This is a genomic window from Flavobacterium sp. P21 (assembly GCF_050632225.1).
Lineage (GTDB): Bacteria > Bacteroidota > Bacteroidia > Flavobacteriales > Flavobacteriaceae > Flavobacterium.
Genome location: NZ_CP192585.1, coordinates 1,226,118 through 1,251,644, shown reverse-complemented (window position 1 = coordinate 1,251,644; position 25,527 = coordinate 1,226,118). Strand labels below are relative to the sequence as shown.

The following is a 25,527-nucleotide window of genomic DNA, read 5'->3' as shown; positions in this document are numbered from 1 at the left end:
CATAAAAAAAGCCTCTCATTTCTGAGAGGCTTTTCTGTTGGTCTACTAGGACTCGAACCTAGAAAGACGGCACCAAAAACCGTAGTGTTACCATTACACCATAGACCAGCAGTGCTGTAAAGCGGGTGCAAAATTAGAACTTTATTTGTCTTATGCAAATTTTATTTGAAACTTTTTTGCATAAAAAAAGCCTCTCATTTCTGAGAGGCTTTTCTGTTGGTCTACTAGGACTCGAACCTAGAAAGACGGCACCAAAAACCGTAGTGTTACCATTACACCATAGACCAGCAGTGCTGTAAAGCGAGTGCAAATTTAAGGCTTTATTTAGTTTTTGCAAACTTTTTGAACAAAAAAAATGATTTTTTTTGTTTTTTTTCACATTTAAATCCCACTCAACAATAGAATCATCTCATTGACAGGACATTACTTTTAACGTAGACTTTTATAGAATTTTTTGTTAATGCTCGTTTCTTTACACAAAAAAACATTTTCTTTGTAGGATAGAAAACATACAAAATTTTAACACCTAAATATGGCACAATTCAATTTCAATAAATGGAATACTATTATTGGTTGGTTTGCATTTGCAATCGCTTTAATTACTTATACTTTAACCGTCGAACCTACAATGAGTTTTTGGGATTGTGGAGAATATATAGCCACAGCGACCAAACTTGAAGTGGGTCACCCACCAGGAGCCCCTTTATTCCAAATGATGGGAGCTTTTTTTGCCATGTTTGCTATTGACGCACAACATGTAGCTGTAATGGTTAATATGATGTCTGTTTTTTCTAGTGCATTTACGATTTTATTTATGTTCTGGTCTTCTTCAATGATCTTAAAAAAGATCGTAGCGCGTTTTGCAGAAATTGACCAAAACAATTCTATAGTTATTTTAGGAAGCTCTTTTGTAGGCGCTCTTGCTTATACTTTTTCAGACAGCTTTTGGTTCAATGCAGTTGAAGCAGAAGTTTATGCAATGGCATCTTTATTAATTGCCTTGCTTTTTTGGCTTGGTCTTCGTTGGGAACAAGATATGGACAAACCAAAAGGAAACAAATGGCTTTTGATTATTTCATTAGTTGTCGGACTTTCATTTGGTGTTCACTTTATGGCATTATTGACAATTCCGTCTATAGGTTTTCTTTACTATTTTAAACACTACGAAAAAGTTACCATTAAAAATTTCCTTATTGCCAATGTAGTCGTAATTGGAATTTTGTTGTTCATTTTCAAATTGCTTCTGCCTTTAACTATGGCTTTCTTCGGAAAAACTGAAATCTTCATGGTAAACAGCGTGGGACTTCCTTTCAACTCAGGAACTATTTTTGTCGCATTGCTTTTTGTAGCTTTCTTTTATTTTGGATTAAAATTCACCAAACGAAAAGGGCTTATTTTTTACAACACGATTATCCTTTGTATTTTATTTATCTTAATTGGTTTCTCTACTTGGATGATGCTTCCAGTTCGTGCAAATGCAAATACGGTAATCAACGAAAACAAACCATCAGACGCTATTGAGGTTTTAGCTTATTACAATCGTGAGCAATATGGTGTAAATCCTTTATTCTATGGCCCTCAATATACCGAAGTTTTTGCAGGTCTTGACGAAAAAACGCCATACTTAGACAAAAAACCAAACTACGAAAGAGATTATAAAACAGGTAAATACATCATTACTAACAATTACAAAAATGCAGATCAAAATTCTGATGACAATCAAAAAACGATTCTGCCAAGAATGTGGAGCACTGAAACTGCTCATATTCAAAACTATATCAACTTTACAAATCCGCCGAAATTCAGAATAAACCCGAATTACAATTATGAGGAAGATTTGGCAAAATATGGAATTGATGCAAGCCAATTAAGTGAAGATGAATACAATAAAGCGACTGCTCAATTAAGAAACGAAGTTGAAAAAACAGTTTCTGAATTCAGAAAAGCTTATGCTCAAAAACAAATTGACAACGAAGGCTATGTAAAATTCTTGAATAGCTACAAAGACTATCTAATTATTGAAAAACCAACCGCAACTGACAACTTCAGTTTTATGTTCGAATATCAATTTGGATATATGTATTGGAGATATTTGATGTGGAATTTTGTTGGACGCCAAAGCGATGTTCAAGGAAAATACGATAATCTTGATGGAAACTGGATCAGTGGAATCAAGCCTCTTGACTCAGTGCATTTAGGTTCACAAGAAAATTTGCCTTCAGATGTTTTAAACAACAAAGGACGCAATGTTTACTATTTCCTTCCTTTCATCTTAGGACTTATTGGAATAATGTATCATGCAAACAAAGATCTTAAGAGTTTTTATGTGCTTTTGGCATTATTCTTATTCACAGGAATTGCATTAAAAATTTATTTGAACGAAAGACCTTTTGAACCTCGTGAGAGAGATTATGCACTTGTAGGATCATTTTATGTTTTTGCCATTTGGATTGGCTTTGGAGTTTATTCTTTATATGAAAGCATTCAAAAATATATTGCTCCAAAAATTGCAGGACCGGTAATTATTGCAGGAAGTTTGCTTGCCGCACCTGTTTTAATGGCATCTCAAAACTGGGATGACCACGACAGATCTGGAAGATATACAGCAGTTGCAATGGCAAAAGCTTATTTGAGTTCATGTGACAAAGACGCTATTTTATTTACGATTGGAGATAATGACACATTCCCGCTTTGGTATGCTCAGGAAATAGAGCATTTTAGAACCGATGTCAAAATCGTAAACACAAGCTTATTCATGACAGATTGGTACATTGATCAAATGAAAGCCAAAGCTTATGAATCGAATCCATTGCCAATATCGTTCACACATGATGATTATGTGGGTGACAAACTGGATTATGTAGCTTATATCCAAAAAATTGACACGCGTTGGAACATTAATGATTTTATCAATTTCATTAAAAACCCAAAATCGACTGTTGGTCTTCAAAATGGACAAACAATCCACTTTTACCCAACAAACAAAATCAGAGTTCCTGTTGATAAAGATGCTATCATCAAAAACAAAGTGATCAATCCGAAATACAATGATTCTATCGTTCCTTATTTGGATATTGACATCAAAGGAAGCGCGATATACAAAAACCGCTTAATGATGCTTGACATCTTGGCTAACAACAACTGGAAACGTCCAATTTACTTTAGTGGTGGCGCCTTTGATGATGAAGATTACTTATGGTTGAAAAACTATCTGCAACTAGACGGAATGGTTTACAAATTAGTTCCGATCAGAAATGTTCCATCAAAAGATGGTGGGCCAATGGATATGGGACAAATTGATGCCGATAAAATGTATGATATTGTAATGAAATGGGATTGGGGCAACAGCGAAAGTGATAAAATCTATCACGATCCAGAAACCAGAAGAAACAGTATCACTTACCGCACAAACTTATCTCGTTTGATGGATCAGCTTATTGCGGAAGGCAAAATTGACAAAGCTAAAAACGTAATCAATTTAGCAATGACAAAAATGCCATTGGATAAATTCGGTTATTATTCATTAGTGGAACCTTTCACAAATGGATATTACAAAGTTGGAGAAACTGCAAAAGCACGAGAATTGCTTAATAGATTGGTTAAAAAATACAATGAAAACCTAAACTATTATGCGACATTGCCTCCTGGAGACCAAACTGATCTTGCAATTGATATTATTACCGATATTGAGCGCTACAGAAGTCTGCTACAAGTAATGGATCGCAATAACGACAAAGCATTCTACGAAAAACACAAAAAGACATTTAATACGTATGTAAATGTATTCGAACGTTTTGGACGTGAAAAAGAATAATAATATACGAAAAATATACTGATTAAAAAAATGCAGTGCTGTTAGATAAATAGCACTGCATTTTTTAATTTTACAGTATCTATAAATCCATTCAAAATGAGCTTTTATTGGGTCAAAACTAACTCTTTTATCAAAAAGGTATTTTCTAAGTATTGTTGGGATATTCCGAACAAGGAAAAGAAAATATACCTCACTTTTGATGATGGTCCTACTCCAGAAATCACAGACTGGGTTTTGTCTGAATTAAAGAAGTTCGACGCAAAAGCTACGTTTTTCTGCATCGGAAAAAACATCAATGCAAATTCTTCCTTATTTGAAAGATTGATTGCCGAGGGACATGCTATTGGAAACCACACAATGAATCATATAAATGGATGGAAAAGCCAAACTAATGATTATATTGAAAACGTGAAAAATTGCGCCTCGATTTTAGCCAATGAAAAAAACTAAACAGCTTACTGTTTCGTCCTCCTTATGGCAAAATCAAAAAAGCACAATCCAAAATATTGCGCGACTTAGGCTACAAAATAGTAATGTGGGATGTTTTGAGCGCTGATTTCGATCAATCGATTACGCCAGAGAAATGCCTAGAAAATGTGACTAAGAATGTGACTTCGGGAAGTGTAATTGTTTTTCATGACAGCATAAAAGCATCGCAAAATTTAAAATTTGCATTGCCAAAAACATTACATTTTTTAAAAGAAAATGGGTATGCTTTTGATGTTATCCACTAAAACAACATCAAAAAAAGGTTTAATTATTGATTGAACTGTTCTTGAACAATTCCTATAATCGTATTTGCATCAAGCTCACCTGACTGCCTCCAGATCATTTGTCCTTCTTTATAAATCATTAGCGTCGGAAGACCTTTAATACGAAGAGCCTCAGCCAGTTCTTGATTCTTATCTACATCAATTTTGATTACTTTGGCCTTATCACCAAGCGCAGCTGCAACATCCTTAATTACTGGATGCATAGATACTGACGATTCATTCCAATCTGTGTAAAAGTCAATCAACACAGGGACTTGAGCATTTATTAGTTCTCCAAATTTTGACATAAAACCAAAAATTTAAATTTTTTAATTTACTACAAAGAGGCAAATATTCTACAAATGTAGCATTTTTAACGAATTAAGCCACATTCTTGCCCTTTTTTAGTTCAATCACTGTTATTTCTGGCATAATGCCAACTCGGCCTGGATAGGCATGAAAACCAAATCCACGGTTAACATAAACGTATCTTCCGGCAGTTTCGTACAAACCAGCCCATTGTTTGTAAATATATTGTGCCAAACTCCATTTAAAATAACCCGGAATCTCAATTCCAAACTGCATTCCGTGCGTATGTCCAGCCAATGTCAAATGAAAGTTTTTAGGATGATCTTTAATTTCAGCGTCCCAATGACTTGGATCGTGGCTCATCAAGACTTTAAAATCTTCTTTAGCAACATTTTCAGAAGCTTTATTTAAATCTCCAGCCTTTTTGAAATTAACTCCCCAATTCTCTACTCCAATCAACGCAATTTTATCATTGCCTTTTTGAATATAAGTATGTTCGTTCAGCATCAATTTAAATCCGATTTGCCCGTAAAGTTTTTTGATTTCTTGAAAGTTTTCGTCCTTTTCTTTTGCTGATGGCCAAGTCACATATTCTCCATAATCATGATTTCCTAAAACTGAAAATTTTCCATATTTATAATCTTTGATTCGGCTAAAAGTCTCCAACCACGGATGCATTTCTTTTGCATGCGTATTTACGATATCGCCAGTAAACAAAATCATATCGGCTTCTTGTTCATTGATCAAATCGATGGCATAATTTATCTTTTCGGGATTATCAAAACTGCCACTATGAACATCTGAAATTTGTGTAATTCTAAAACCATCAAAAGCATCTGGCAAATCTGGAAAAAAGACAGTCTGCTTGATTACTTTAAAATTATATTTCCCTTCAAAAATTCCATAAATCAAAGACAAAAAGGGCACAGCCGCCAAACCTAAAGCAATTTGACTGATGAATTTTCTTCTGTCTGGCATTATTTCTTTTCTTGGTGCATTATACATGAAATAATTCAGAAGACTTGCACCAATTCTGAAAATGTCTTCACCAAACATTACCAACGTAAGAACTATTTTTGGAACATAAACCAAAAGCATTAGCCCCATTGTAAACATGGTTTGCTTGGTTTGCCCTACTGAACGGTCAAACTGAGTAAAAGAATAAATGATAAAGGCTAAAAGAAGAAAACTTATGAGTTGATAACTTACTAAAACCCATCTCGTTTTAATTAAAGTACGAAAGGCTTGATAGGAATAAAATTCAATAAAAAGAAAAAGGGCACAAAGAATTATAAAACGAATGATCATTAGTTATAGTTTTAAGCAAAGTAACAAAGAATGAAAATTTTATTGCTTTTTATTATCAAAAATTTAACTCAAAAATAAAGAACAAAAAGCTGGCAGATTTCTCCACCAGCTTTTTCTCTACCAAATTTTTTAAAACCTTTTATAATCCACACAAAGCCTGCCGAGGCAAACTTATATTTTTTTATTTTTGAGTTTTTGCCGCTTCTGGCTTAGTTGCCTCTGCTTTTTTAGCTTTTTTGTCTGCTTTTTCTCTTTTGCTGGAGCTTTAGCTTCTTTTGCTGGAGCCGCTTTAGCTTGAGCTGGAGTTGTTTGAGCATTTACCATTGCCACTGTTCCTAGAACAGCTACTGCAAGCATTACTATTTTTTTCATAATTAAAATTTTTACTGATTTGTTTATTACTTCTATTATTATACTTCAAAGATAGAATCACTAAATGAAGACAAAATGAAGATTAAACCATTTCAAAAGAATTAACTTTTAATTATGTTTTAGAGGCTCCGGAACGATCAAAGTGAATGTTGTTCCGACATTAATTTCCGACTCAACTTTGATTTCAATATGGTGAAAAGAAGCAATACTTTCGGCAATTGCGAGCCCTAAACCCTGACCGTCTTGATCTGAGCTGATTCTAGCAAATCGGTTAAATATTTTTTCAAGATGCGCCTCACTCATGCCAAGACCTGTATCTGTTATGGAAATAAAATAATGTCCTTTTTCAAAACCATCTTTGGCAATAATTTTTCCGTTCGGACGATTGTATTTTATAGCATTTGTAACCAAGTTATAAATCAAAATATGAAGCGACGTTTTATTTCCCGTAAAAACATAATCATGCTCCATTTTATTTACAAACTCAATTTCTCGATCTTCAATTCGATCTTCTAAATCTTCCTGCAAGTCATTTACAATTTCATGAAAATTAATCTCTTCGTTTGCTTCATATTGATTGTTTTCGATTCTAGAAATCAGCAACAGATTATTGATTATTTTTTTCAGCATGTCCAATGTCTTCATTGATCCAACTATTTTATCAACAGCATTATCATCTAAAGATTCATTTTGCAATAAATTTTCGAATTTATTTTTCAGCAATGCAATTGGAGTAAGCAATTCGTGAGAAACATTTGAGATGAATTGTTTTTCTTTTTTAAAAAGTTCCGTAATTCGATCCATCATTTGATTTAATACCAAATCAAGTTCTCTGAAATCTCTAGAATTTGCTTTTATCGGAGTATGATCAAAAGCTTCTGGCTCATTGACACGCTTTATTTTTGTATCAATGATTTTATAAAAAGGCTTTAAAAGGTATTCAATATAAACGGTATCTGCCAAAAAAGTAACAAGCAGAATAACCACCAAAACGATAATAATAAAGAATCGAATAATAAACGTCAAGTCATTTACTTCGCTGAGGCTACTACCAATTTCCAGCTGATACCCTTGATTTTCATAAGTAAAATGATATTGCAGAATTCGATATTCATTTTCTTCTCCTTCAATAATTCGGTATTCATTATTGAAAAAAGTCTTTTTATCATTATCTTTTATAGGAATTTTAGAAAGAACCAAAAATTCGCTGTGCAGTGTCGAAAATTGAGAATAAGTTTCGGTTGAATCATCGGCATTCTGAATAAAATCATCTATTTCTTTTTTATTCAAATGATCAATGAATTTTTTCTTTTTTCAACCAAGCCGTTATTGATATGCCTGTAAACCACATTTTCGACCAAAATGGGCAACATCAGCCATAAAATCAAAATCACCAACAATCTTGTCAGTGCATTAAAAATAGCCAACTGGTGTTTTATCTTCACAAATTTGTCTTTTTATTCATTGATTCGATAACCTACATTTCTAACCGTTTCAAACCAATCAATTGTGGTATGTTTATCTAATTTTTTTCGAAGATTTCGAACATGGACATCAATAAAATTAGAATCGGAGTTAACTTCGAGAATATCACCCCAAATATGTTCTGTCAATTGCAGTCGTGTAATCACTCGGTTTTTATTCAGAACTAAATATTGAAAAATATCAAACTCTTTTTTGGTTAAACTAATCGGCACTTCATTATAACTGACTTTATAATCTTGAAGCTGCATGACAAAAATCCATGAATGCTTAAATTATTCAAGGTAAAACCATGAATTCTGCGAATCACAGCAAACAATCTCGCACTGAGTTCAGTAAGTGCAAAAGGTTTTGTCAAATAATCATCAGCACCTAAATGCAGGCCGTTTATTCTGTCGTCTAATTCACCACGAGCCGTCAAAACAATAACAGCCATTTTTGATTGTGTTTTTCTTACCGCTTTCAAAATCTCGAAACCGTCGCCATCCGGCAATCCTAAATCAAGAAGCATCGCATCAAAATCATTGCCAGCTACTTCTTCGAGTGCTTCCTCGCAAGTATGCGTAATTTTACATACATAACCTGTATTGCACAAAAAATCATAAACTTCGACTGCAAGTTCCTTATTGTCTTCAACAATTAAAATATTCATAATCTGTAGCTATTAAGCGCAATTAAATTTAAGCAATTTTAAAAAATCACGACACCTGTTATTAAAAAATTAACGATTAAAAAAAGCCGACAAATTTCTTCGTCAGCTTTTTCAACCGCATTCTCCATAACCATTATCCCTGTTTTGTTTCCTAACCATGAATCTGAAAACAAAACTTAAACAATCTTTATTTTATTTTTTTGCAGTTTCTGCTTTTGGAGTTTCACTTTTTTCTGATTTATCTTTTTTACCAGATTTGTGATTATGGTGTTTAGTTGCTTTTACCTCTTTTGCCGGTGCGGCCTGAGCTGGCGTTGTTTGAGCATTTACCATTGCACTTGTTCCTAATACTAATACTGCCGCCATCAATAAATTTTTCATAATTTCTAATTTTTAAATTAATGTTTTTATTCTCTTAAGTTGTTTTTATTATTTTTTTACTTTTGTTGTTTCAGCTTTTGGAGCTTCACTTTTAACTGATTTTGTTTTTTTATCAGCTTTGTTTTTTGACTGTTTTGGTGCTTGAGCTTCTTTTACAGGAGTTGTTTGACTGTTTTTTGCAGGAAATGCATGAACCATTGCACTTGCGCCTAAAACTGCTACTAATACCATCAATAAATTTCTCATGATTTCTAAAATTTAAAATTAATTACCTTTTATTTTACAGTTCAAAATTACCTTCGTAAAATGAAGAAAAAATGAAGAATTCCTACAAGAATCATTTTTTAACTTGATATTAACTTTCTCCTTTTTTTAATCATTTACGCCATATGAATCATTTAATTATTCGCAATTTTCACGACATTATTAAATGCAACGAGGAGACGCACTGCGGTGCGTCTCTACAAATAATGTAGAACAAATTAATTTTCATCAACCGAATCATTTTTAAAACCCAATTGTTTATTTTTACAGACTAATATTTTTTTATGTCAACTCAAAAACGCCTTTTTCTTCTAGATGCTTACGCATTAATTTTTCGTGGTTATTATGCCTTTATAAAAAACCCGAGAATCAACTCAAAAGGAATGGATACATCTGCAATTATGGGTTTCATGAACTCACTTTTGGATGTGATTAAACGAGAAAAACCAGATCATTTAGCTGTTGCCTTTGATAAAGGCGGAAGCGCAATGCGAAACGAAATATTCCCAGAATATAAAGCAAACCGAGACGTAACGCCCGAAGCAATCAAAATTGCTGTTCCTTATATATGTGAACTTTTAAAAGCAATGCACATTCCTATTATAGAAGTTGAAGGTTTTGAGGCCGATGACTTAATTGGAACTATTGCTAAACAAGCTGAAAAACAGAATTACAAAGTTTTTATGGTAACTCCCGATAAAGATTTTGCGCAATTAGTTTCTGAAAACATCTTTATGTACAAACCTGCCCGAATGGGTAACGGAATCGAAATTTGGGGTGTTCCTGAAGTTTTAGAAAAATTTGAAATCGAAAGACCTGAACAAGTAATTGATTTTCTTGGAATGATGGGCGACGCGACCGATAATATTCCTGGACTTCCTGGAGTTGGCGAAGTTACAGCTAAAAAACTTTTGAAAGAATTTGGCACAATGGAAAACCTTTTAGCAAATACAGACAAGCTGAAAGGCAAAATGAAAGAGAATATTGAAGCAAACAAAGAAAAAGGTTTGCTTTCTAAAACATTGGCAACTATTCTATTAGACTGCCCTGTTACTTTTGACGAAACTGATTATGAATTATCGCGTCCGGATATTGAAAAAACAGAAGCTATTTTTCAAGAATTAGAATTCAGAAGAATGGCAGAGCAATTTGACAATTTGTTCAAAACCGATGGAACGCAAACTGCAACTCCAGAAGTTTCTGATGCTAAATTGTACAAAAAACCACAACCAAAAAACGAAGATCAATTTGATTTGTTTGGAAGCGCTTCCGCAGATGAAGATTCAGAAACTCCAAAAAATTCATTTTACAGTACTTTATCAGATACACCACACTCCTACCAGATTGTTCAAGGAGATTTGGGCGTGAAATTGTTATTGCAGAATTTACAAAACCAAACTTCGGTTTGTTTTGACACTGAAACTACTGGAATTGATGCTTTGCATGCTGAATTAGTAGGAATGTCTTTTTCATATGAAAAAGGAAAAGCATTTTATGTTCCGTTTCCTGAAAGCCAAGAAGAAGCTAAAACTTTAATTGACAAATTTGTTCCGTTTTTCGAAAATGAAAACATCGAAAAAATTGGGCAAAACTTAAAATACGATCTAAAAATCCTTGCTAATTATGGCGTTACAGTAAAAGGAAAACTTTTTGATACGATGATTGCACATTATCTGATCAATCCTGATATGCGTCATAATATGGATGTTTTAGCCGAAACATATTTGAAATATTCGCCTAAACCAATTGAAGATTTAATTGGCAAAAAAGGAAAAAATCAGCTTTCGATGCGCGATGTTCCTCTTGAAGATATTAAAGAATATGCTCGCCGAAGATGCTGATATTACTTTACAATTAAAGGAAATCTTCACGACGGAACTAGACAAAACTGAAACTAAAAAGTTATTTGATGAAATCGAAATTCCGTTAGTGAGCGTTTTAGTCGCTATGGAAACCGAAGGAATTCGTTTAGATGTTGATTTCTTGAAAGGAATGTCATCTGAAATGGATGTCGAAATCAAATCTTTGGAACAAAAAATATACGAAACTGCCGGCGAGAAATTCAATTTGGCTTCGCCAAAACAATTAGGAGATATCTTATTTGAAAAAATGAAGATTGGAGGTGCAAAACAAAAGAAAACCAAAACAGGTCAATATGCAACTGGTGAAGAAGTTTTGACGTATTTGGCAAACGAAAATCCGATTGTAAAAGACATTCTGGACTGGCGTCAAATGGTTAAATTGCAGAGTACGTATATTTTGGCTTTGCCAGAACAAGTGGACAAAAAGACTTTGCGCGTTCATACCGATTATATGCAGACAGTTGCCGCAACAGGGCGTTTGAGTTCAAATAATCCGAACTTGCAGAATATTCCAATTCGTACTGAAAGAGGGCGCCAGATTCGTAAAGCTTTTGTCGCTCGCGATGAAAATCACACTTTAATCTCTGCCGATTATTCTCAAATAGAATTACGAATCATCGCCGCTTTAAGTGGCGAAGAAAACATGATAAAAGCATTCCAAAACGGAGAAGATATTCACAGATCGACAGCCGCAAAGGTTTTTGATGTTGCTTTAGAAGATGTGACTCGTGAACAAAGAAGCAACGCCAAAACAGTAAACTTCGGAATTATATATGGTGTTTCGGCTTTTGGATTGAGCAGTCAAACTTCATTATCTCGAAGCGAAAGTGCTTGCTTTAATTGAAGCGTATTATAAAACTTATCCAAAATTAAGATCTTATATTAATGAGCAAATAGAATTTGCCCGCGAAAAAGGATATGTACAGACTATTTTAGGACGTCGTCGTTATTTAAAAGACATCAACTCGGCAAATGCTGTAGTAAGAAGTGTCGCTGAGCGAAATGCCGTTAACGCACCAATTCAAGGAAGCGCCGCCGACGTAATTAAAATCGCAATGATCAACATTCATAAAAAATTACAAGACGAAAACTGGAAATCTAAAATGTTACTTCAAGTTCATGATGAGCTTGTGTTCGATGTTCACAACGATGAACTCGAAAAAATCCAGCCAATGATTAAACACGAAATGGAAAATGCATTTAAAATGTCGGTTCCTTTAGAAGTTGAATTAGGAATGGGTAAAGATTGGCTAGAAGCACATTAATAATTTTAGATTTTAGATTGTAGACTTTAGATTTCTAAGCAATCTTGTCATTGCGAGGAACGAAGCAATCTCATTTGCTGAATTAATTTTGCGTCTTATGTTAGTGAGGTTGCTTGGTTCCTAGCAATGACACAAATTATAAATAAAAAAGACTGTTCTTCCGAACAGTCTTTTTTTATAACTTACATTTTATTTAACTTTTCTTGTCGATTCTCTTTCTTTCAAAACCGTCTTAATAACGATTGTTTCATAATCCGAAGTTTCTTCTTCGCTTTCTTCCAATCTTTTGATTAAGCGTTTTGCGGCAACTTCACCAATTTCAATTCCGTGTTGGCTTACTGTTGTCAAACTTGGCGACAAACGTCTTGAAGCCAAAATTCCGTCAGCAAAACCAATAATTGAAATATCTTCTGGAACTCTGTATCCTTTTTTCAAACTAACTCTTAAAGCCGCAACCGAATCATTTTCATCCAAAGCAAAAATTCCATCAATTTTATTATCAAAAAGCCCATCGATTTTAGCTTTCATATCATCTTCAGAATCTGTACGAAGAATAATTTTCTCGTTTATCGGAATATTATTGTCTTTTAAAGCTTTCAAATATCCATCGGCTCTTAGTTTTCCAACACTTAAATTATCTACCGAAGAAATTAGTGCGATATTTTTACATCCAAGATTAATTAAATGCTGTGTTGAGTTCAAAGCTGAATCAAAATCGTCAACCACAACTTTATCGCAATCTACTTCATCTGCAATACGGTCAAACATTACAATTGGAGTTCCGTCATTAATAATTTCCGAAAAGTGATTGTAATCCTGAAGTTTTTGCGCTTCCTCAGAAACTGAAAGAATGAAACCATCGATAGTTCCGTTGCTCAACATTTCAAGTGTATGAATTTCTTTTTCTAAAGATTCGTTAGAAATACAAGTAATCACATTATAACCTTTCTTGTCGGCTACTTTTTCAATACCACTGAAAACTTTTGCGAAAAAAGAGTTCAATATATTAGGTATAATTACACCAATAGTTTTGGTCTTTCTGTTCTTCAAATTCAGACCAATAACATTCGGTTTATAATTTTTGAGTTTGGCATACTCCTTAATCTTCACCTTCGTTTGCTCACTAATTTCTGGACTATCATTCAATGCTTTAGACACTGTAGACACAGAAACACCTAGTTCTTTCGCAATTTGTTTAAGAGTTGCTTTAGCTTTCATCTAATTAAATTTTATGTAATTAATACAAATATAGTAGAATTACCTAAAATAAAACAAAAAAGCCCTACCACTTATTAAAATTATAACGCCTTTTGAAAATAAAATCAAGAAACATTGATTTTTCAAAACCGTATCTCCTTAAATCTCGTTAATACTCTAATATACGCTTTATTAACCTTAATAAAAACCTTTGATTATGAAAAACGAAGTTAAAATTCAGGAAGTTAATCCTTCTCTGGATAGCAGAAGGAGCTTTCTAAAGCTCAGTGGCTTAACGCTAGTTAGTGCAGGTTTGGTTCTTGCTGGGCTGCAGCTGACAACGATAATGAAGATAATATGCAGGATAATTCCCTGCCCGGAATAAAAAATGGAGTATTTGATTTAGGCTCCGGAGATTTTGGCGTACTTACTTATGCGTATGCCTTAGAACAGTTAGAAGCTGATTTTTATACGAAAGTTGTAAATTCTTCCAGTTTCAATTCTGTTTTTAATGACACAGAAAAACAAGTTTTAACCGACTTGTATCATCATGAAGTAGTTCACAGAGATTTTTTTAAAGTCGCTTTGACAGGAGCCCTTCCTGACCCTAGTTCTCAATTGCTTCCCTCCTTAGCATTCAATTATGGCTCTCTCAATTTCAACAGCCGCAACGAGGTCCTTGCAACGGCAAAAGCACTGGAAGACACAGGAGTTGTCGCTTATAATGGCGCCGGACGATTAATTAAAAGCGCAGACTACTTGTTATTGGCCGGAAAAATTGTTTCGGTAGAAGCCAGACATGCTTCAGCAATAAGAAGCTTGATCAACCCAAATTCTAAAGATTTTGCGGGAGACGATATTGTAAATACATCAACAGGATTAGATGTTGCTAAAGATCCTTCCAAAATTCTACCCGTTGCTGGAGGATTTATTACTACAAAATTCACTGCCAAATATTTACCTTAATACTAACTCGCTAAAACTTAGAAATTATGAATATTTTAAAATTTATAGAGACCTTCACTGATGACAGCTTAATGGCAAGAACAGGCTCACGAAGAGACAGTTTTAATCAGTTTGGAAATATTGGACGAAATCTTGCGCTGGCCTCAATCCCTTTCGGATTATCTGCAATGGCCAACAAAGCGCTTGCAAAAGATATAACGGCAACACCTGCCACGCCAATTGGCGCTTTGCAATTTGCATTGACTCTAGAATATCTTGAAAATGAATTTTATGCGATGGCATTGGATTCTGGAGTAATTCCAGCTTCGGAAAATGGCGGACGCGATTTAAAAGTTTTTCAGCAGATTGCGGCACATGAATCAAATCATGTCAAATTTTTAATAGCAGGATTAGGAGGCACAATGAGCGCCAATTTTGTTGCAAAACCTACTTTTGACTTTACAGTTGGAGGAGCATTTGATCCTTTTCATGATTATCCAACCTTTTTAGCATTGGCACAAGCTTTTGAAGATACAGGCGTAAGAGCTTACAAAGGCCAAGTCGCCAATTTAATAACAACACCAGACTTGTTGACAGTCGCTTTGCAAATTCATTCTGTCGAAGCTCGACATGCATCTGAAGTTCGACGCTTACGCGGATTAAAAGGCTGGATTTCAAATGCCGAAAGAGGTGCAGGAATGCCTGCGGCAACACAAGCTGTTTATGATGGCGAAGGTGTCACCATGCAAGCAGGGTTCAATACATCAACAGCCTTTGGAGCATCCGCAGGATCAGAAGCTTATGATGAACCATTAACAACACAACAAGTTGTAGACATTGCAAATTTGTTCATTGTTTAACAAAATAATTCAAAATATTGAGCCACCTTCGCGTTATAGTGAAGGTGGTTTTTTTTAATGTTTTAAATACAAAACTGATGTCCTGATTTTCAGGATATAAAATATTCTTTTCAGGTATTTGGTTTTAAAATAATTAATTGTACTTTTGCATCCCCTTTATTGGGGATGGAATGTTTAATTAAAATAATATTATGGACGCATTAAGCTACAAAACAGTTTCAGCTAACAAAGCCACAGTAACTAAAGAGTGGATTGTTGTTGACGCTGAAGGTCATAACTTAGGACGTCTTGCTTCAAAGGTTGCTATGATCTTAAGAGGTAAGTACAAGCCAAGTTACACACCGCACGTTGACTGTGGAGATAACGTAATTGTTATCAACTCAGAAAAAATTAACCTTACAGGTACAAAAATGAATGACAAAATTTACATGCGTCATACAGGTTACCCAGGAGGACAAAGAACTTTAACTGCTAAAGTATTGCAAGCTAAAAACCCTGCATTATTAGTAGAAAAAGCTGTAAAAGGTATGTTACCTAAAAACAAATTAGGTGCTGAACTTTTTAGAAATCTAAATGTTGTTGTAGGATCTGAGCACAAACACGGAGCTCAAAAACCTAGAACTGTTAACCTAAATGATCTTAAGTAATGGGAGTTATTCACAAAATCGGTAGAAGAAAAACCGCTGTTGCACGTGTTTACGTTTCTGAAGGAACTGGAAACATCACTGTAAACAAAAAAGAATTCGCAACTTACTTTCCAACTGCAACTTTACGTTACAAAGTGTTACAACCATTATCTATGACAGAAAATGAAAACAACTTTGACGTAAAAGTAAACGTTTACGGAGGTGGTACAACTGGTCAAGCAGAAGCTGTAAGAATGGCATTAGCTCGCGTAATGTGTGAAGTTAACGCTGAAAACAGAGGAATCCTTAAACCAGAAGGTTTATTAACAAGAGACCCAAGAATGGTTGAACGTAAGAAATTCGGTCAGAAGAAAGCTCGTAAGAGATTCCAATTCTCTAAACGTTAATATTACCTGTCTTGTTCAAATGGGACAAGACATTATCAATTATTTATTGAAATTAAAAAACACAGTTATTGTTGCTCTCCTATCGAGGTAGGATATAGTTTAGCATCTAAATGTATAAAGCCAGAGAAATCGCCATTTATACATTGCTAATCAACAGAACGTAAACTAGTACAAAAATGGCAAACAAAATAGAAGTAAAAGAATTACTAGAAGCAGGTGTTCACTTCGGACACATGACTAGAAAATGGGATCCAAACATGGCTCCTTACATTTATATGGAGCGTAATGGTATTCACATTATCAATCTATATAAAACTGCGGCTAAAATTGAAGAAGCTAACGAAGCTTTGAAAAAAATTGTCGCATCAGGTAGAAAAATCTTATTCGTAGCTACCAAAAAACAAGCAAAAGACATCGTTGCTGATAAAGCAAAAGCCGCAAACATGCCTTACATCACTGAAAGATGGCCAGGTGGAATGTTGACTAACTTCGTAACTATCAGAAAGGCAGTTAAAAAAATGTCTTCTATCGATAAAATGAAGAAAGATGGTACTTTCAACACTTTATCTAAAAAAGAGCGTTTACAAGTTGATCGTCTACGTGCTAAATTAGAGAAAAACTTAGGTTCAATTGCTGATATGTCTAGACTACCTGCGGCATTGTTCGTAGTAGATATCAAAGCTGAACACATCGCAATAAAAGAAGCTCAAAAATTAAACATTCCAGTTTTCGCAATGGTTGATACGAATTCTGACCCAAGAGAGGTTGATTACGTGATTCCTGCAAATGATGACGCTTCTAAATCAATTGACAAAATTTTATCTTTAGTAACTACTGCAGTAATCGAAGGTCTTTCTGACAGAGGTGCTGAAAAAGAAGTTGAAGTCGCTGAAGAAGCTCCTGTCGCTGAGGCTGAAGTCGCTCCTGCAACTGAAGAATAAATCAAATTTTAAATTCCAAATTTTAAATTCCAAATTCCAAATACAAAATTAAAAACGTTATGTTGATAATTTATTAAAATTGGAGTTTGGGATTTAAAAGCTGGAATTTTTACTTTTAACATTAAAAATTCAAAATATTATGTCAACAATTACTGCCGCAGACGTAAATAAATTAAGACAATCTACAGGTGCCGGAATGATGGACTGTAAAAAAGCTTTAGTTGAAGCTGAAGGAGATTTCGATAAAGCGATCCAAATCCTTAGAGAAAAAGGACAAAAAGTTGCCGCTAACCGTTCTGACCGTGAGTCTGCTGAAGGAGTCGCTGTTTCTTTTATCAATGCTGACAACACTAAAGGAGCTATCATCACTTTAAACTGTGAAACTGACTTCGTAGGTAAAAATGAAGCTTTCGTTGCTTTAGCTAAAGATTTAGTAGAAAGAGCTATCAACTTCTCTTCTAAAGAAGAATTATTAGCTTCTGATTTCAACGGAATCACTGTTGCTGAGAAATTAATCGAGCAAACTGGTGTTATCGGTGAAAAAATCGAAATCGGTGGTTTCGAAATTTTAGAAGGTGCTTACGTAGGATCTTATGTTCACGTTAATAAAATTGCCGCTTTAACTGCAATTTCTGCTCCAGTTGCTAACGCTGAAGCTTTAACAAAAGATATCTCTATGCAAGTTGCTTCTATGGGAGCTGATACATTATCTTACAAAGATTTTGATCCTGCTTTCGTTGAATCTGAACTTGTTGCTCGTATTGCTGTAATCGAAAAAGATAATGAAGAAGCAAAACGTTTAGGAAAAACTTTAAAAAATGTTCCTAAATATATCTCTTTCTCTCAATTAACTCCTGAAGTTATCAAACAAGCTGAAGAAGATGCTAAAGCTGAATTAAAAGCTGAAGGTAAACCAGAGCAAATCTGGGATAAAATTCTTCCAGGAAAAGTTCAACGTTTCATTTCTGACAACACTACTTTAGATCAAGAGAAAGCTCTTTTAGATCAAAACTTCATCAAAGATGACAGTAAAAAAGTTGGTGATTATGTTAAAGGATTCAATGTTGAAATCACTGGTTTCAAAAGAGTTACTTTAGGTTAATATTTATTATTTCAAATATTAAAAGCCCTGAATCTTGCGATTCAGGGCTTTTTTTATCCCATTTAAACTGGACTAAAGTCCAGCTCTACAATATAATTCGTTCCTATCGGAACTACTAAAAAAAGACTTTTTCGACCTTCAGTCTGATTTAAAATGCAAAAAACTGTATGGTAGAATTGTGACAATATTCAATAAAAAATCCTCGGATAAATAATTATCCGAGGATTTTAATCAGATTTTCATCTTATTATTTTTTGCTCTTAATTGGAAAGTTTCTAGCGCGCATCAACGCATCAGATTTTGGAGCTCTTCCTCTAAAGTTTTCATAAGCTTTTTCCTGATCGATAGTGTTTCCTACACTAAATACAGTATCATAAAGTCTTTTCGCTACTGCTTTATCATAAGCACCTTTTCCTTCTAGGAAAGCTTCCCACGCATCAGCATTAATAACATCTGCCCATAAATAACTGTAGTATCCTGCAAGCATATCCATCGCTTGAAAAAATGTGTCCAAATTGTGGAATACGGTGACGCATTACAATTTCTGAAGGCATGTGCAATGCATCTAACGTTTCTTTTTCAAATTTATGAGGATCAATCGGCTCAGTAGCTAAATGTAGTTTCATATCTACTAAAGAACTTGAAATTGTTTCTACTGTAGAGAAACCTTCACCAAAGTTTGTCGCTTTTTCAATTCTGTCTACTAAAGCCTGAGGCATTGGTTGATTTGTTTTGTAATGCAAAGCAAATTTGTTCAATACTTCTGGAGTTGCCAACCAGTGCTCTAATAATTGAGAAGGGAATTCAACATAATCTCTTGCTACAGACGTTCCTGCCAAACTTGGGTATGTTACATTTGAGCATAATCCGTGAAGCGCATGTCCAAATTCGTGGAATAAAGTCGAAGCATCTTCCCAAGAAATCAAAATTGGCTCACCTGGTGCACCTTTAATAAAATTACAGTTGTTAGACACAATTGTAAGCACATTTCCGTCTAATTTTTCTTGGTTACGGTAAGCATTCATCCAAGCGCCAGAGCGTTTTCCTGCACGTGCGTAAGGATCAAAATACCATAAACCAACCACTTTTCCAGTTACTTTGTTGCTTACTTCCCAAACACGTACATCTGGATGATAAACCGGAACATTTGTAATTTGTTTGAAGCTGAAATTGAACAATTCGCCAGCAACCCAAAACATTCCTTCGCGCAGTTTTTCCAATTGAAGATAAGGCTTAACTTCATTTTGATCTAAATCGTATTTTGCTTTTCTAACTTTTTCAGCATAAAAACGGTAATCCCATGGCTGAATTTTGAAATTCCCACCTTCAGCATCAACAATTTTTTGCATTTCAGCAACGTCTTTGTGAACTTGCGCAACAGCCGGCTCCCAAACAGATTCCATTAGAGCCAAAGTCTTTTTAGGATCTTTTGCCATTTTGTTAGACAAACTCCAATCAGCAAATGTTGGGTAACCTAATAATTTTGCTTTTTGCGTACGCAATTGCAAAATAGAAACAAGTGTTGCATTGTTGTCATTCTCGTTTCCGTTATCGCCACGTTTAACAAAAATATCAAATGCTTTTTCTCTTAAATCTCTACGAGTTGAAAAGGTCAAAAACGGCTCAATTGAAGATCGTGTATTCGCAACACATCCCATTACATTCAATTTTCTTTCTTTTGCTTCTGCAATCGCCGCATTTTTAACTTCGGTTGGCAAACCAGCAAAATCATTTTCTGTTTTTAATTCAACATATTGGTTATGCTCTTCTGCCAATAAATTTTGACTGAAACGTGTAAATAATGTTGCAAGTTCTTTGTTTATTCCTGCAACTTTTGCTTTATCAGCATCATTAAGTTGCGCACCTTGACGCACAAAATTGGTGTAGTACAACCAAATTAAACGTTGTTGCTCACCAGTAAGTTTGCTTTTTTCTTTTGAATTATAAACCGTTTCAATTCTGGTAAATAATTTTTTATTTTGATTGATTTTATCTGAAAACTCAGAAAATTTAGGCGACATTTCTCTGTCAATAGCGCTAAACTCAGGGTCGCTTAAGTTTGATCTGTAAATTCCGTAAACGGTCATGATTCTTTCAATTGTTTGCCCAGAGCGCTCCATAGCAACAATTGTATTTTCGAAAGTAGCTGGTTTTGGATTATTTGCAATAGCATCTACTTCATTTAATTTTTCCTGAATTGCAAATTCAATTGCTGGTTTAAAGTCTGAAACTTTGTACTCATTGAAGGCAGGAACTCCTCCGTATGGCCCTGGCCATGGTTTTAGCAACGGATTATCAGAATTGCTTTGTGCGGAAGCCGCAAAAAAGTTGTACTCATGATAAAAATTGACATTAATTTTTTCATTCTCGTGAATTTGATTATAAATAATAGAAACTTGTTCTTCTCCAAAAATACCTAAAATTTACCAATCGACAGCATATCACAATATGTTAAAAAAACGAGACAAATAAAACAATTTCGCTTTTCAGGCAAACAATCGCTCGCAATCAGAAAACGTTTATTAAATGAAAAGCAAAATAAAGAGTTCTATTATTAACTAAAAGGAAAACCGAATAAGAAATAATCATCAATGCTAAATGTTAATTTAGTTAAAATAATTAACTTTGAATAAATCAGATTTTAATAAGTTCACATGTTTAAAACCAAAAAAGAAGTTGTCTTTGTTATTCTAGCAGGCATATTTATAACTAACGCTGTTGTAGCTGAATTAATTGGAGGTAAGCTGATCCAGATTGGTCCATTTGTAATGAGTATTGGAATTTTGCCTTGGCCGGTGGTTTTTTTAACAACCGATTTGATTAATGAATATTTTGGAGAAAAAGGAGTGAAAAAGCTCTCATTCATTACGGCTTGCTTGATTGCGTATGCTTTTTTAATTTTATTTATGGCCATTATAATTCCCGCGACAAAAGGAATAAGCCCTGTAAATGACGACCAATTTCAGGCTGTTTTTGGGCAAAGTATGTGGATAATTGTTGGTAGTTTGATTGCTTTTATGGCATCACAGTTAATTGATGTATGGATTTTTTGGTTCTTTAAAAGACGAACTGGCGAAAGAAAAATTTGGCTCAGAACAACAGGATCAACTGTAATATCGCAGTTATTTGATTCTTTTATTGTTCTTGGAATTGCATTTTGGTTGCCCGGAAAAATTGATTTTGACACCTTTTTGTCATCGGCATTGATTGGATATACGTTTAAATTGTCGATTGCAATATTGTTAACGCCTTTAATTTACGCAGGGCATCATTTGATTAAAAAATATTTGGAAGAAGATTCTCCACATAAGGAATAAAAACGCCATAGTCATGAAAAATAGTTGCTTGTTTATTTTATTCTCCATTATTACCTGTTTCTTTTTTAGTTGCGGACATGATGAAAAAAACCGTCTAAAAAAGCAATCATGCCTGTAAATATGCTGAAACCCGCTCCAATTAAGACGAGTTCCAAAATTTCATCAAAAAATATCAAGGCTCCAAAAGAAATTGGAACCAAAAAAGCAACGACAAAACAAACTGCTTTTGCAGTCAAAAATACAATCAGCATAACACCACTTCCAAGTCCGGTAACAAAAACAGAAAGCACTACTATTGATATCAAAAAAGAAGCAAATGATAAATTGCTCAATTTTGTCAATATTCGAAAAATTCTCAACAATTGTAAAATAGGCCAAACAATGACACAAGAACAGCTTACAGACAATTTTGAAATTCCTGAAGAAGCTGTCAAACTAGTCAAAAGTGTGACTAAAACTGCTGAAAATGAGCTATCCGTGAAATGGAAGTCAACTTGGCTTGTCGAAAAAGTATCAGATGCCGAACTTGAAGACGGTAAAATGAAAGTAAAATTCAAAGCCAATAAAATGTATATGTCTGGCAATGCTATCGGCATAAAATACAATCGTAAAATCTATAACGACTTAGTAATAGTTGGTCGCTCGGCATATATTCCGTCTGTAAAAGGATACAGCTGGCAAATAGGAAGATAATGGAAAAAGAAGATTTAATAAGATGTAGCTGGTGCAATTCCAGCGATTTATATAAAAAATACCATGACGAAGAATGGGGCGTTCCAGTTTATGATGACCCTACTCTTTTTGAATTCTTAATTTTGGAAACCTTCCAAGCGGGTTTAAGCTGGATTACGATTTTAAACAAAAGAGAAAATTTCAGAGCCGCTTTTGATTATTTCGATTATAAAAAAATAGCCAATTATTCTGAAGACAAAATCGAAGAATTGATGCAGAATACGGGAATTATCCGAAATAAATTAAAAATTAAAGTCAGCGGTTTCCAATGCTCAAGCTTTTATGAAAGTTCAGGAAGAATTTGGAACTTTCTCTGATTATATTTGGAAATATACAGACGGAAAACCAATCGTAAACAATCTGAAAAATTCAAAAGATGCTCCCGCTACTACTCCACTTTCAGATGAAATCAGCAAAGATTTAAAAAAACGCGGTTTTAAATTTGTTGGTTCAACCGTAATTTACGCACACATGCAAGCCACCGGAATGGTCAATGATCATACGGAAGATTGCTTTATCCGAAAAGGAAAATAGTCGCAGTTTTCAGTCTCTGTTTTCAGTTTTTTTGAAACTTGAAATCACAGATTAAAACTGTAAACTGTGACTGAGACTGAAAACTTAAAAAAAATTTCATTACATTTGCTTCACACTTTAGGGGTGTCTGCATTGCGCAGGCTGAGATTTTACCCTCTGAACCTGATCTAGTTCATACTAGCGTAGGGAAAAGTAAGATGACTTCTTAAACGCATTTCTATGCGTTATTGTAGCCATTCCTAACGTGTATCTATACACTAAACTTAATAAGGAATGGAACTAAAAATCAATCAACAAACCAAAAAATTCAATGCTGAATCGCTAAGCGTTCAATCATTGCTCGATCTCGAAATTCCGCACAAACAAATCGGAATTGCTGTTGCTGTTAACAATACTGTTGTTCCAAAACTCAAATGGAACGAATTCTTCGTACAAGAAACTGACGAAATCCTCATTATTTCTGCTACGCAGGGTGGTTAAATTCCAATTTGCCAACCTTACGTAGACGCATTGAAATGCGTCTCTACAGTAAACCTGAAACCTGAAACAAAAAACACTATGACTAAAGAAGAACAAATATCCAGAACCCCATTTCCAAATTCTAAAAAGGTTTATATCGATGGCGAAATTCATCCAATAAAAGTTGCGATGCGCGAAATTACTTTGAGCGACACCAAACTTTCAAATGGCGGAATAGAAAAAATCCCCCAGTAACTGTTTATGATACTTCCGGACCTTACACAGATCCAAATGTTGAAATTGATATTAGAAAAGGATTGCCACGCTTACGCGAAAGCTGGATTCTTGATCGAAATGATGTTGAAATTTTAGATGAAATCACTTCAGATTATGGTCAAAGTCGATTGAAAGATGAAACACTAAATCATCTTCGTTTTGAATATTTGCATCAGCCAAAACGCGCTAAAAAAGGCGCCAACGTAACACAGTTATATTACGCTAAACAGGGAATTATTACTCCAGAAATGGAATACATCGCGATTCGCGAAAACCAAAGAATTGAGCTTTTAAACGAACAAACCAAAGCAATGCAATGTCAACATAACGGACAAAGTTTTGGTGCGAATACTCCAAAAACAAAATCACTCCTGAATTTGTTCGTTCTGAAGTAGCTTGCGGAAGAGCAATTATTCCAAACAACATCAACCATCCAGAAAGTGAACCTATGATTGTGGGACGTAATTTTTTGGTGAAAATCAATGCCAATATTGGAAATAGTGCCGTGACTTCAAGCATTGAAGAAGAAGTTGAAAAAGCGGTTTGGGCTTGCCGTTGGGGAGCGGATACAATTATGGACTTATCTACTGGAAAAAACATTCACGAAACCAGAGAATGGATTATTCGAAATTCTCCTGTTCCAATTGGGACTGTTCCGATTTATCAAGCTTTAGAAAAAGTGAAAGGAATTGCTGAAGATTTAACTTGGGAAATTTTTCGTGATACTTTAATTGAACAAGCTGAACAAGGTGTTTCGTATTTCACAATTCACGCCGGAGTTTTGCTTCGTTACATTCATTTAACTGCAAACCGTGTTACTGGAATTGTTTCTCGTGGCGGATCGATTATGGCAAAATGGTGTTTGTTTCATCATAAAGAAAACTTCTTATACACTCATTTTGAGGAAATCTGCGAAATCATGAAGCAATATGATGTTGCTTTTTCTCTTGGAGACGGCTTACGTCCGGGTTCGATTGCTGACGCAAATGATACAGCTCAATTTGCCGAATTAGAAACTTTAGGCGAATTGACCAAAATTGCTTGGAAACACGATGTTCAGGTTTTTATTGAAGGCCCAGGACACGTTCCGATGCACATGATCAAAGAAAACATGGACAAACAATTAGAACATTGCCACGAAGCTCCATTTTACACTTTAGGTCCTTTAACTACAGATATTGCTCCGGGTTACGATCATATTACTTCGGCAATTGGAGCCGCAATGATTGGCTGGTATGGCTGTGCGATGTTGTGTTATGTAACTCCAAAAGAGCACCTTGGCTTGCCAAATAAAAAAGATGTTAAAGATGGTGTGATCACCTATAAAATATCTGCTCATGCTCGCTGACTTAGCAAAAGGTCATCCGGGAGCACAATATCGCGATAATGCACTGAGCAAAGCTCGTTTTGAATTCCGTTGGGAAGACCAATTCAATTTGGCTTTAGATCCAGACACAGCAAGAGAATTTCATGATGAAACACTTCCTGCCGATGGTGCAAAAGTGGCACATTTTTGCTCAATGTGCGGACCAAAATTCTGTTCTATGAAAATATCTCAGGAAATCAGGGATGTGGTAGCCGCAGAAAAAGGAATGCAGGAGAAATCAGAGGAATTTATTGAGCAAGGGAAAGAGATTTATATTTAGTAATGTATTAAGATGGGAATATTA

Annotated in this window: 21 protein-coding genes, 2 tRNA genes, 5 pseudogenes and 1 riboswitch; of the genes and pseudogenes, 14 read left to right on the top strand and 14 right to left on the bottom strand. The window is 34.6% G+C overall.

Annotated elements, in window-relative coordinates; genetic code table 11:
- Positions 1-37: 37 nt before the first annotated feature.
- Both ACQ9BO_RS06080 and ACQ9BO_RS06075 read right to left on the bottom strand, forming a co-directional pair.
- Positions 38-108, bottom strand: a tRNA-Gln gene (locus ACQ9BO_RS06080).
- Positions 109-216: 108 nt separating this feature from the next.
- A tRNA-Gln gene (locus ACQ9BO_RS06075) sits at positions 217-287 on the bottom strand.
- 245 nt (positions 288-532) lie between these two features.
- Between ACQ9BO_RS06075 and ACQ9BO_RS06070 the strand changes: the two genes are divergently transcribed.
- Positions 533-3,814 (top strand): glycosyltransferase family 117 protein, encoded by a 3,282-nt coding sequence (locus tag ACQ9BO_RS06070; RefSeq protein WP_431244004.1) that lies wholly within the window; start codon positions 533-535, stop codon positions 3,812-3,814.
- Positions 3,815-3,910: 96 nt separating this feature from the next.
- Positions 3,911-4,548, top strand: a pseudogene (locus tag ACQ9BO_RS06065) (polysaccharide deacetylase family protein).
- A gap of 23 nt (positions 4,549-4,571) precedes the next feature.
- On the opposite strand, the gene ACQ9BO_RS06060 reads toward ACQ9BO_RS06065, so the two are convergent.
- The 9 genes from ACQ9BO_RS06060 to ACQ9BO_RS06020 all read right to left on the bottom strand — a co-directional run bounded on the left by ACQ9BO_RS06060 (position 4,572) and on the right by ACQ9BO_RS06020 (position 9,316).
- Positions 4,572-4,874 carry a thioredoxin family protein gene (locus ACQ9BO_RS06060; protein ID WP_026728605.1) on the bottom strand — a complete coding sequence of 101 codons (303 nt, stop codon included), beginning with the start codon at positions 4,872-4,874 and terminating at the stop codon, positions 4,572-4,574.
- Between the two features lie 73 nt (positions 4,875-4,947).
- Positions 4,948-6,183, bottom strand: coding sequence for a metallophosphoesterase (locus ACQ9BO_RS06055; RefSeq protein WP_431244003.1), 1,236 nt, complete (start codon positions 6,181-6,183; stop codon positions 4,948-4,950).
- A 171-nt stretch (positions 6,184-6,354) separates the two neighbouring features.
- Positions 6,355-6,555 (bottom strand): hypothetical protein, encoded by a 201-nt coding sequence (locus ACQ9BO_RS06050; RefSeq protein ID WP_431244002.1) that lies wholly within the window; start codon positions 6,553-6,555, stop codon positions 6,355-6,357.
- Between the two features lie 108 nt (positions 6,556-6,663).
- Positions 6,664-7,845: a sensor histidine kinase gene (locus tag ACQ9BO_RS06045; RefSeq protein WP_431244001.1), complete on the bottom strand. Its 1,182-nt coding sequence runs from the start codon at positions 7,843-7,845 to the stop codon at positions 6,664-6,666.
- Entirely contained in the window at positions 7,842-8,000 is a 159-nt protein-coding gene (locus ACQ9BO_RS06040; protein WP_431244000.1) for a hypothetical protein, read from the bottom strand. The genes ACQ9BO_RS06045 and ACQ9BO_RS06040 overlap by 4 nt, the downstream gene beginning before the upstream one ends.
- Positions 8,001-8,012: 12 nt before the next feature.
- Complete coding sequence (locus ACQ9BO_RS06035; protein WP_431243999.1) at positions 8,013-8,288, bottom strand: winged helix-turn-helix domain-containing protein; 276 nt, start codon at positions 8,286-8,288, stop codon at positions 8,013-8,015.
- Positions 8,237-8,689, bottom strand: a complete 453-nt coding sequence (locus ACQ9BO_RS06030) for a response regulator (protein WP_431243998.1) — start codon at positions 8,687-8,689, stop codon at positions 8,237-8,239. The genes ACQ9BO_RS06035 and ACQ9BO_RS06030 overlap by 52 nt, the downstream gene beginning before the upstream one ends.
- 192 nt (positions 8,690-8,881) lie before the next feature.
- Positions 8,882-9,070 (bottom strand): hypothetical protein, encoded by a 189-nt coding sequence (locus tag ACQ9BO_RS06025; RefSeq protein ID WP_431243997.1) that lies wholly within the window; start codon positions 9,068-9,070, stop codon positions 8,882-8,884.
- A 48-nt stretch (positions 9,071-9,118) separates the two neighbouring features.
- Positions 9,119-9,316, bottom strand: a complete 198-nt coding sequence (locus ACQ9BO_RS06020; RefSeq protein ID WP_431243996.1) for a hypothetical protein — start codon at positions 9,314-9,316, stop codon at positions 9,119-9,121.
- A gap of 302 nt (positions 9,317-9,618) precedes the next feature.
- On the opposite strand from ACQ9BO_RS06020, the pseudogene polA reads away from it, so the two are divergent.
- Positions 9,619-12,461: pseudogene (gene polA, locus ACQ9BO_RS06015) on the top strand (DNA polymerase I).
- A 189-nt stretch (positions 12,462-12,650) separates the two neighbouring features.
- Here the strand turns inward: polA and ACQ9BO_RS06010 are convergent.
- Positions 12,651-13,679: a LacI family DNA-binding transcriptional regulator gene (locus ACQ9BO_RS06010; protein WP_431243995.1), complete on the bottom strand. Its 1,029-nt coding sequence runs from the start codon at positions 13,677-13,679 to the stop codon at positions 12,651-12,653.
- Between the two features lie 196 nt (positions 13,680-13,875).
- On the opposite strand from ACQ9BO_RS06010, the pseudogene ACQ9BO_RS06005 reads away from it, so the two are divergent.
- From ACQ9BO_RS06005 to tsf, 6 genes and pseudogenes are all read left to right on the top strand, one after another.
- A pseudogene (locus ACQ9BO_RS06005) lies at positions 13,876-14,624 on the top strand (ferritin-like domain-containing protein).
- Positions 14,625-14,650: 26 nt separating this feature from the next.
- On the top strand, positions 14,651-15,463 hold the full coding sequence (locus ACQ9BO_RS06000) for a ferritin-like domain-containing protein (RefSeq protein WP_431243994.1): 813 nt from the start codon (positions 14,651-14,653) through the stop codon (positions 15,461-15,463).
- Positions 15,464-15,654: 191 nt separating this feature from the next.
- Positions 15,655-16,110 (top strand): 50S ribosomal protein L13, encoded by a 456-nt coding sequence (gene rplM, locus ACQ9BO_RS05995; protein ID WP_132990829.1) that lies wholly within the window; start codon positions 15,655-15,657, stop codon positions 16,108-16,110.
- Positions 16,110-16,496 carry a 30S ribosomal protein S9 gene (rpsI, locus tag ACQ9BO_RS05990; RefSeq protein WP_111288027.1) on the top strand — a complete coding sequence of 129 codons (387 nt, stop codon included), beginning with the start codon at positions 16,110-16,112 and terminating at the stop codon, positions 16,494-16,496. Before rplM ends, rpsI begins: the two co-directional genes overlap by 1 nt.
- Positions 16,497-16,672: 176 nt before the next feature.
- The gene (rpsB, locus tag ACQ9BO_RS05985; protein WP_431243993.1) at positions 16,673-17,437 is read left to right on the top strand and encodes a 30S ribosomal protein S2; all 765 of its coding nucleotides are present in this window, start codon (positions 16,673-16,675) and stop codon (positions 17,435-17,437) included.
- Between the two features lie 139 nt (positions 17,438-17,576).
- A complete protein-coding gene (gene tsf, locus ACQ9BO_RS05980) occupies positions 17,577-18,539 on the top strand; it encodes a translation elongation factor Ts (RefSeq protein WP_431243992.1) in 963 nt (320 codons plus the stop codon).
- Positions 18,540-18,786: 247 nt separating this feature from the next.
- Here the strand turns inward: tsf and ACQ9BO_RS05975 are convergent, their stop codons facing one another.
- Both ACQ9BO_RS05975 and ACQ9BO_RS05970 read right to left on the bottom strand, forming a co-directional pair.
- Positions 18,787-19,026, bottom strand: coding sequence for a M3 family metallopeptidase (locus tag ACQ9BO_RS05975; protein WP_431243991.1), 240 nt, complete (start codon positions 19,024-19,026; stop codon positions 18,787-18,789).
- Complete coding sequence (locus ACQ9BO_RS05970; protein WP_431243990.1) at positions 18,983-20,827, bottom strand: M3 family metallopeptidase; 1,845 nt, start codon at positions 20,825-20,827, stop codon at positions 18,983-18,985. Before ACQ9BO_RS05970 ends, ACQ9BO_RS05975 begins: the two co-directional genes overlap by 44 nt.
- Positions 20,828-21,193: 366 nt before the next feature.
- On the opposite strand from ACQ9BO_RS05970, the gene ACQ9BO_RS05965 reads away from it, so the two are divergent.
- The 5 genes and pseudogenes from ACQ9BO_RS05965 to thiC all read left to right on the top strand — a co-directional run bounded on the left by ACQ9BO_RS05965 (position 21,194) and on the right by thiC (position 25,503).
- Positions 21,194-21,856: a queuosine precursor transporter gene (locus tag ACQ9BO_RS05965; RefSeq protein WP_431243989.1), complete on the top strand. Its 663-nt coding sequence runs from the start codon at positions 21,194-21,196 to the stop codon at positions 21,854-21,856.
- 108 nt (positions 21,857-21,964) lie between these two features.
- Positions 21,965-22,549 carry a hypothetical protein gene (locus ACQ9BO_RS05960; protein WP_431243988.1) on the top strand — a complete coding sequence of 195 codons (585 nt, stop codon included), beginning with the start codon at positions 21,965-21,967 and terminating at the stop codon, positions 22,547-22,549.
- A pseudogene (locus ACQ9BO_RS05955) lies at positions 22,549-23,122 on the top strand (DNA-3-methyladenine glycosylase I). The gene ACQ9BO_RS05960 and the pseudogene ACQ9BO_RS05955 overlap by 1 nt, the downstream one beginning before the upstream one ends.
- A gap of 109 nt (positions 23,123-23,231) precedes the next feature.
- Positions 23,232-23,328: riboswitch (TPP riboswitch) on the top strand.
- A 67-nt stretch (positions 23,329-23,395) separates the two neighbouring features.
- Entirely contained in the window at positions 23,396-23,602 is a 207-nt protein-coding gene (gene thiS / locus ACQ9BO_RS05950; RefSeq protein ID WP_431243987.1) for a sulfur carrier protein ThiS, read from the top strand.
- Positions 23,603-23,680: 78 nt separating this feature from the next.
- Positions 23,681-25,503, top strand: a pseudogene (thiC, locus tag ACQ9BO_RS05945) (phosphomethylpyrimidine synthase ThiC).
- Positions 25,504-25,527 lie beyond the last annotated feature (24 nt).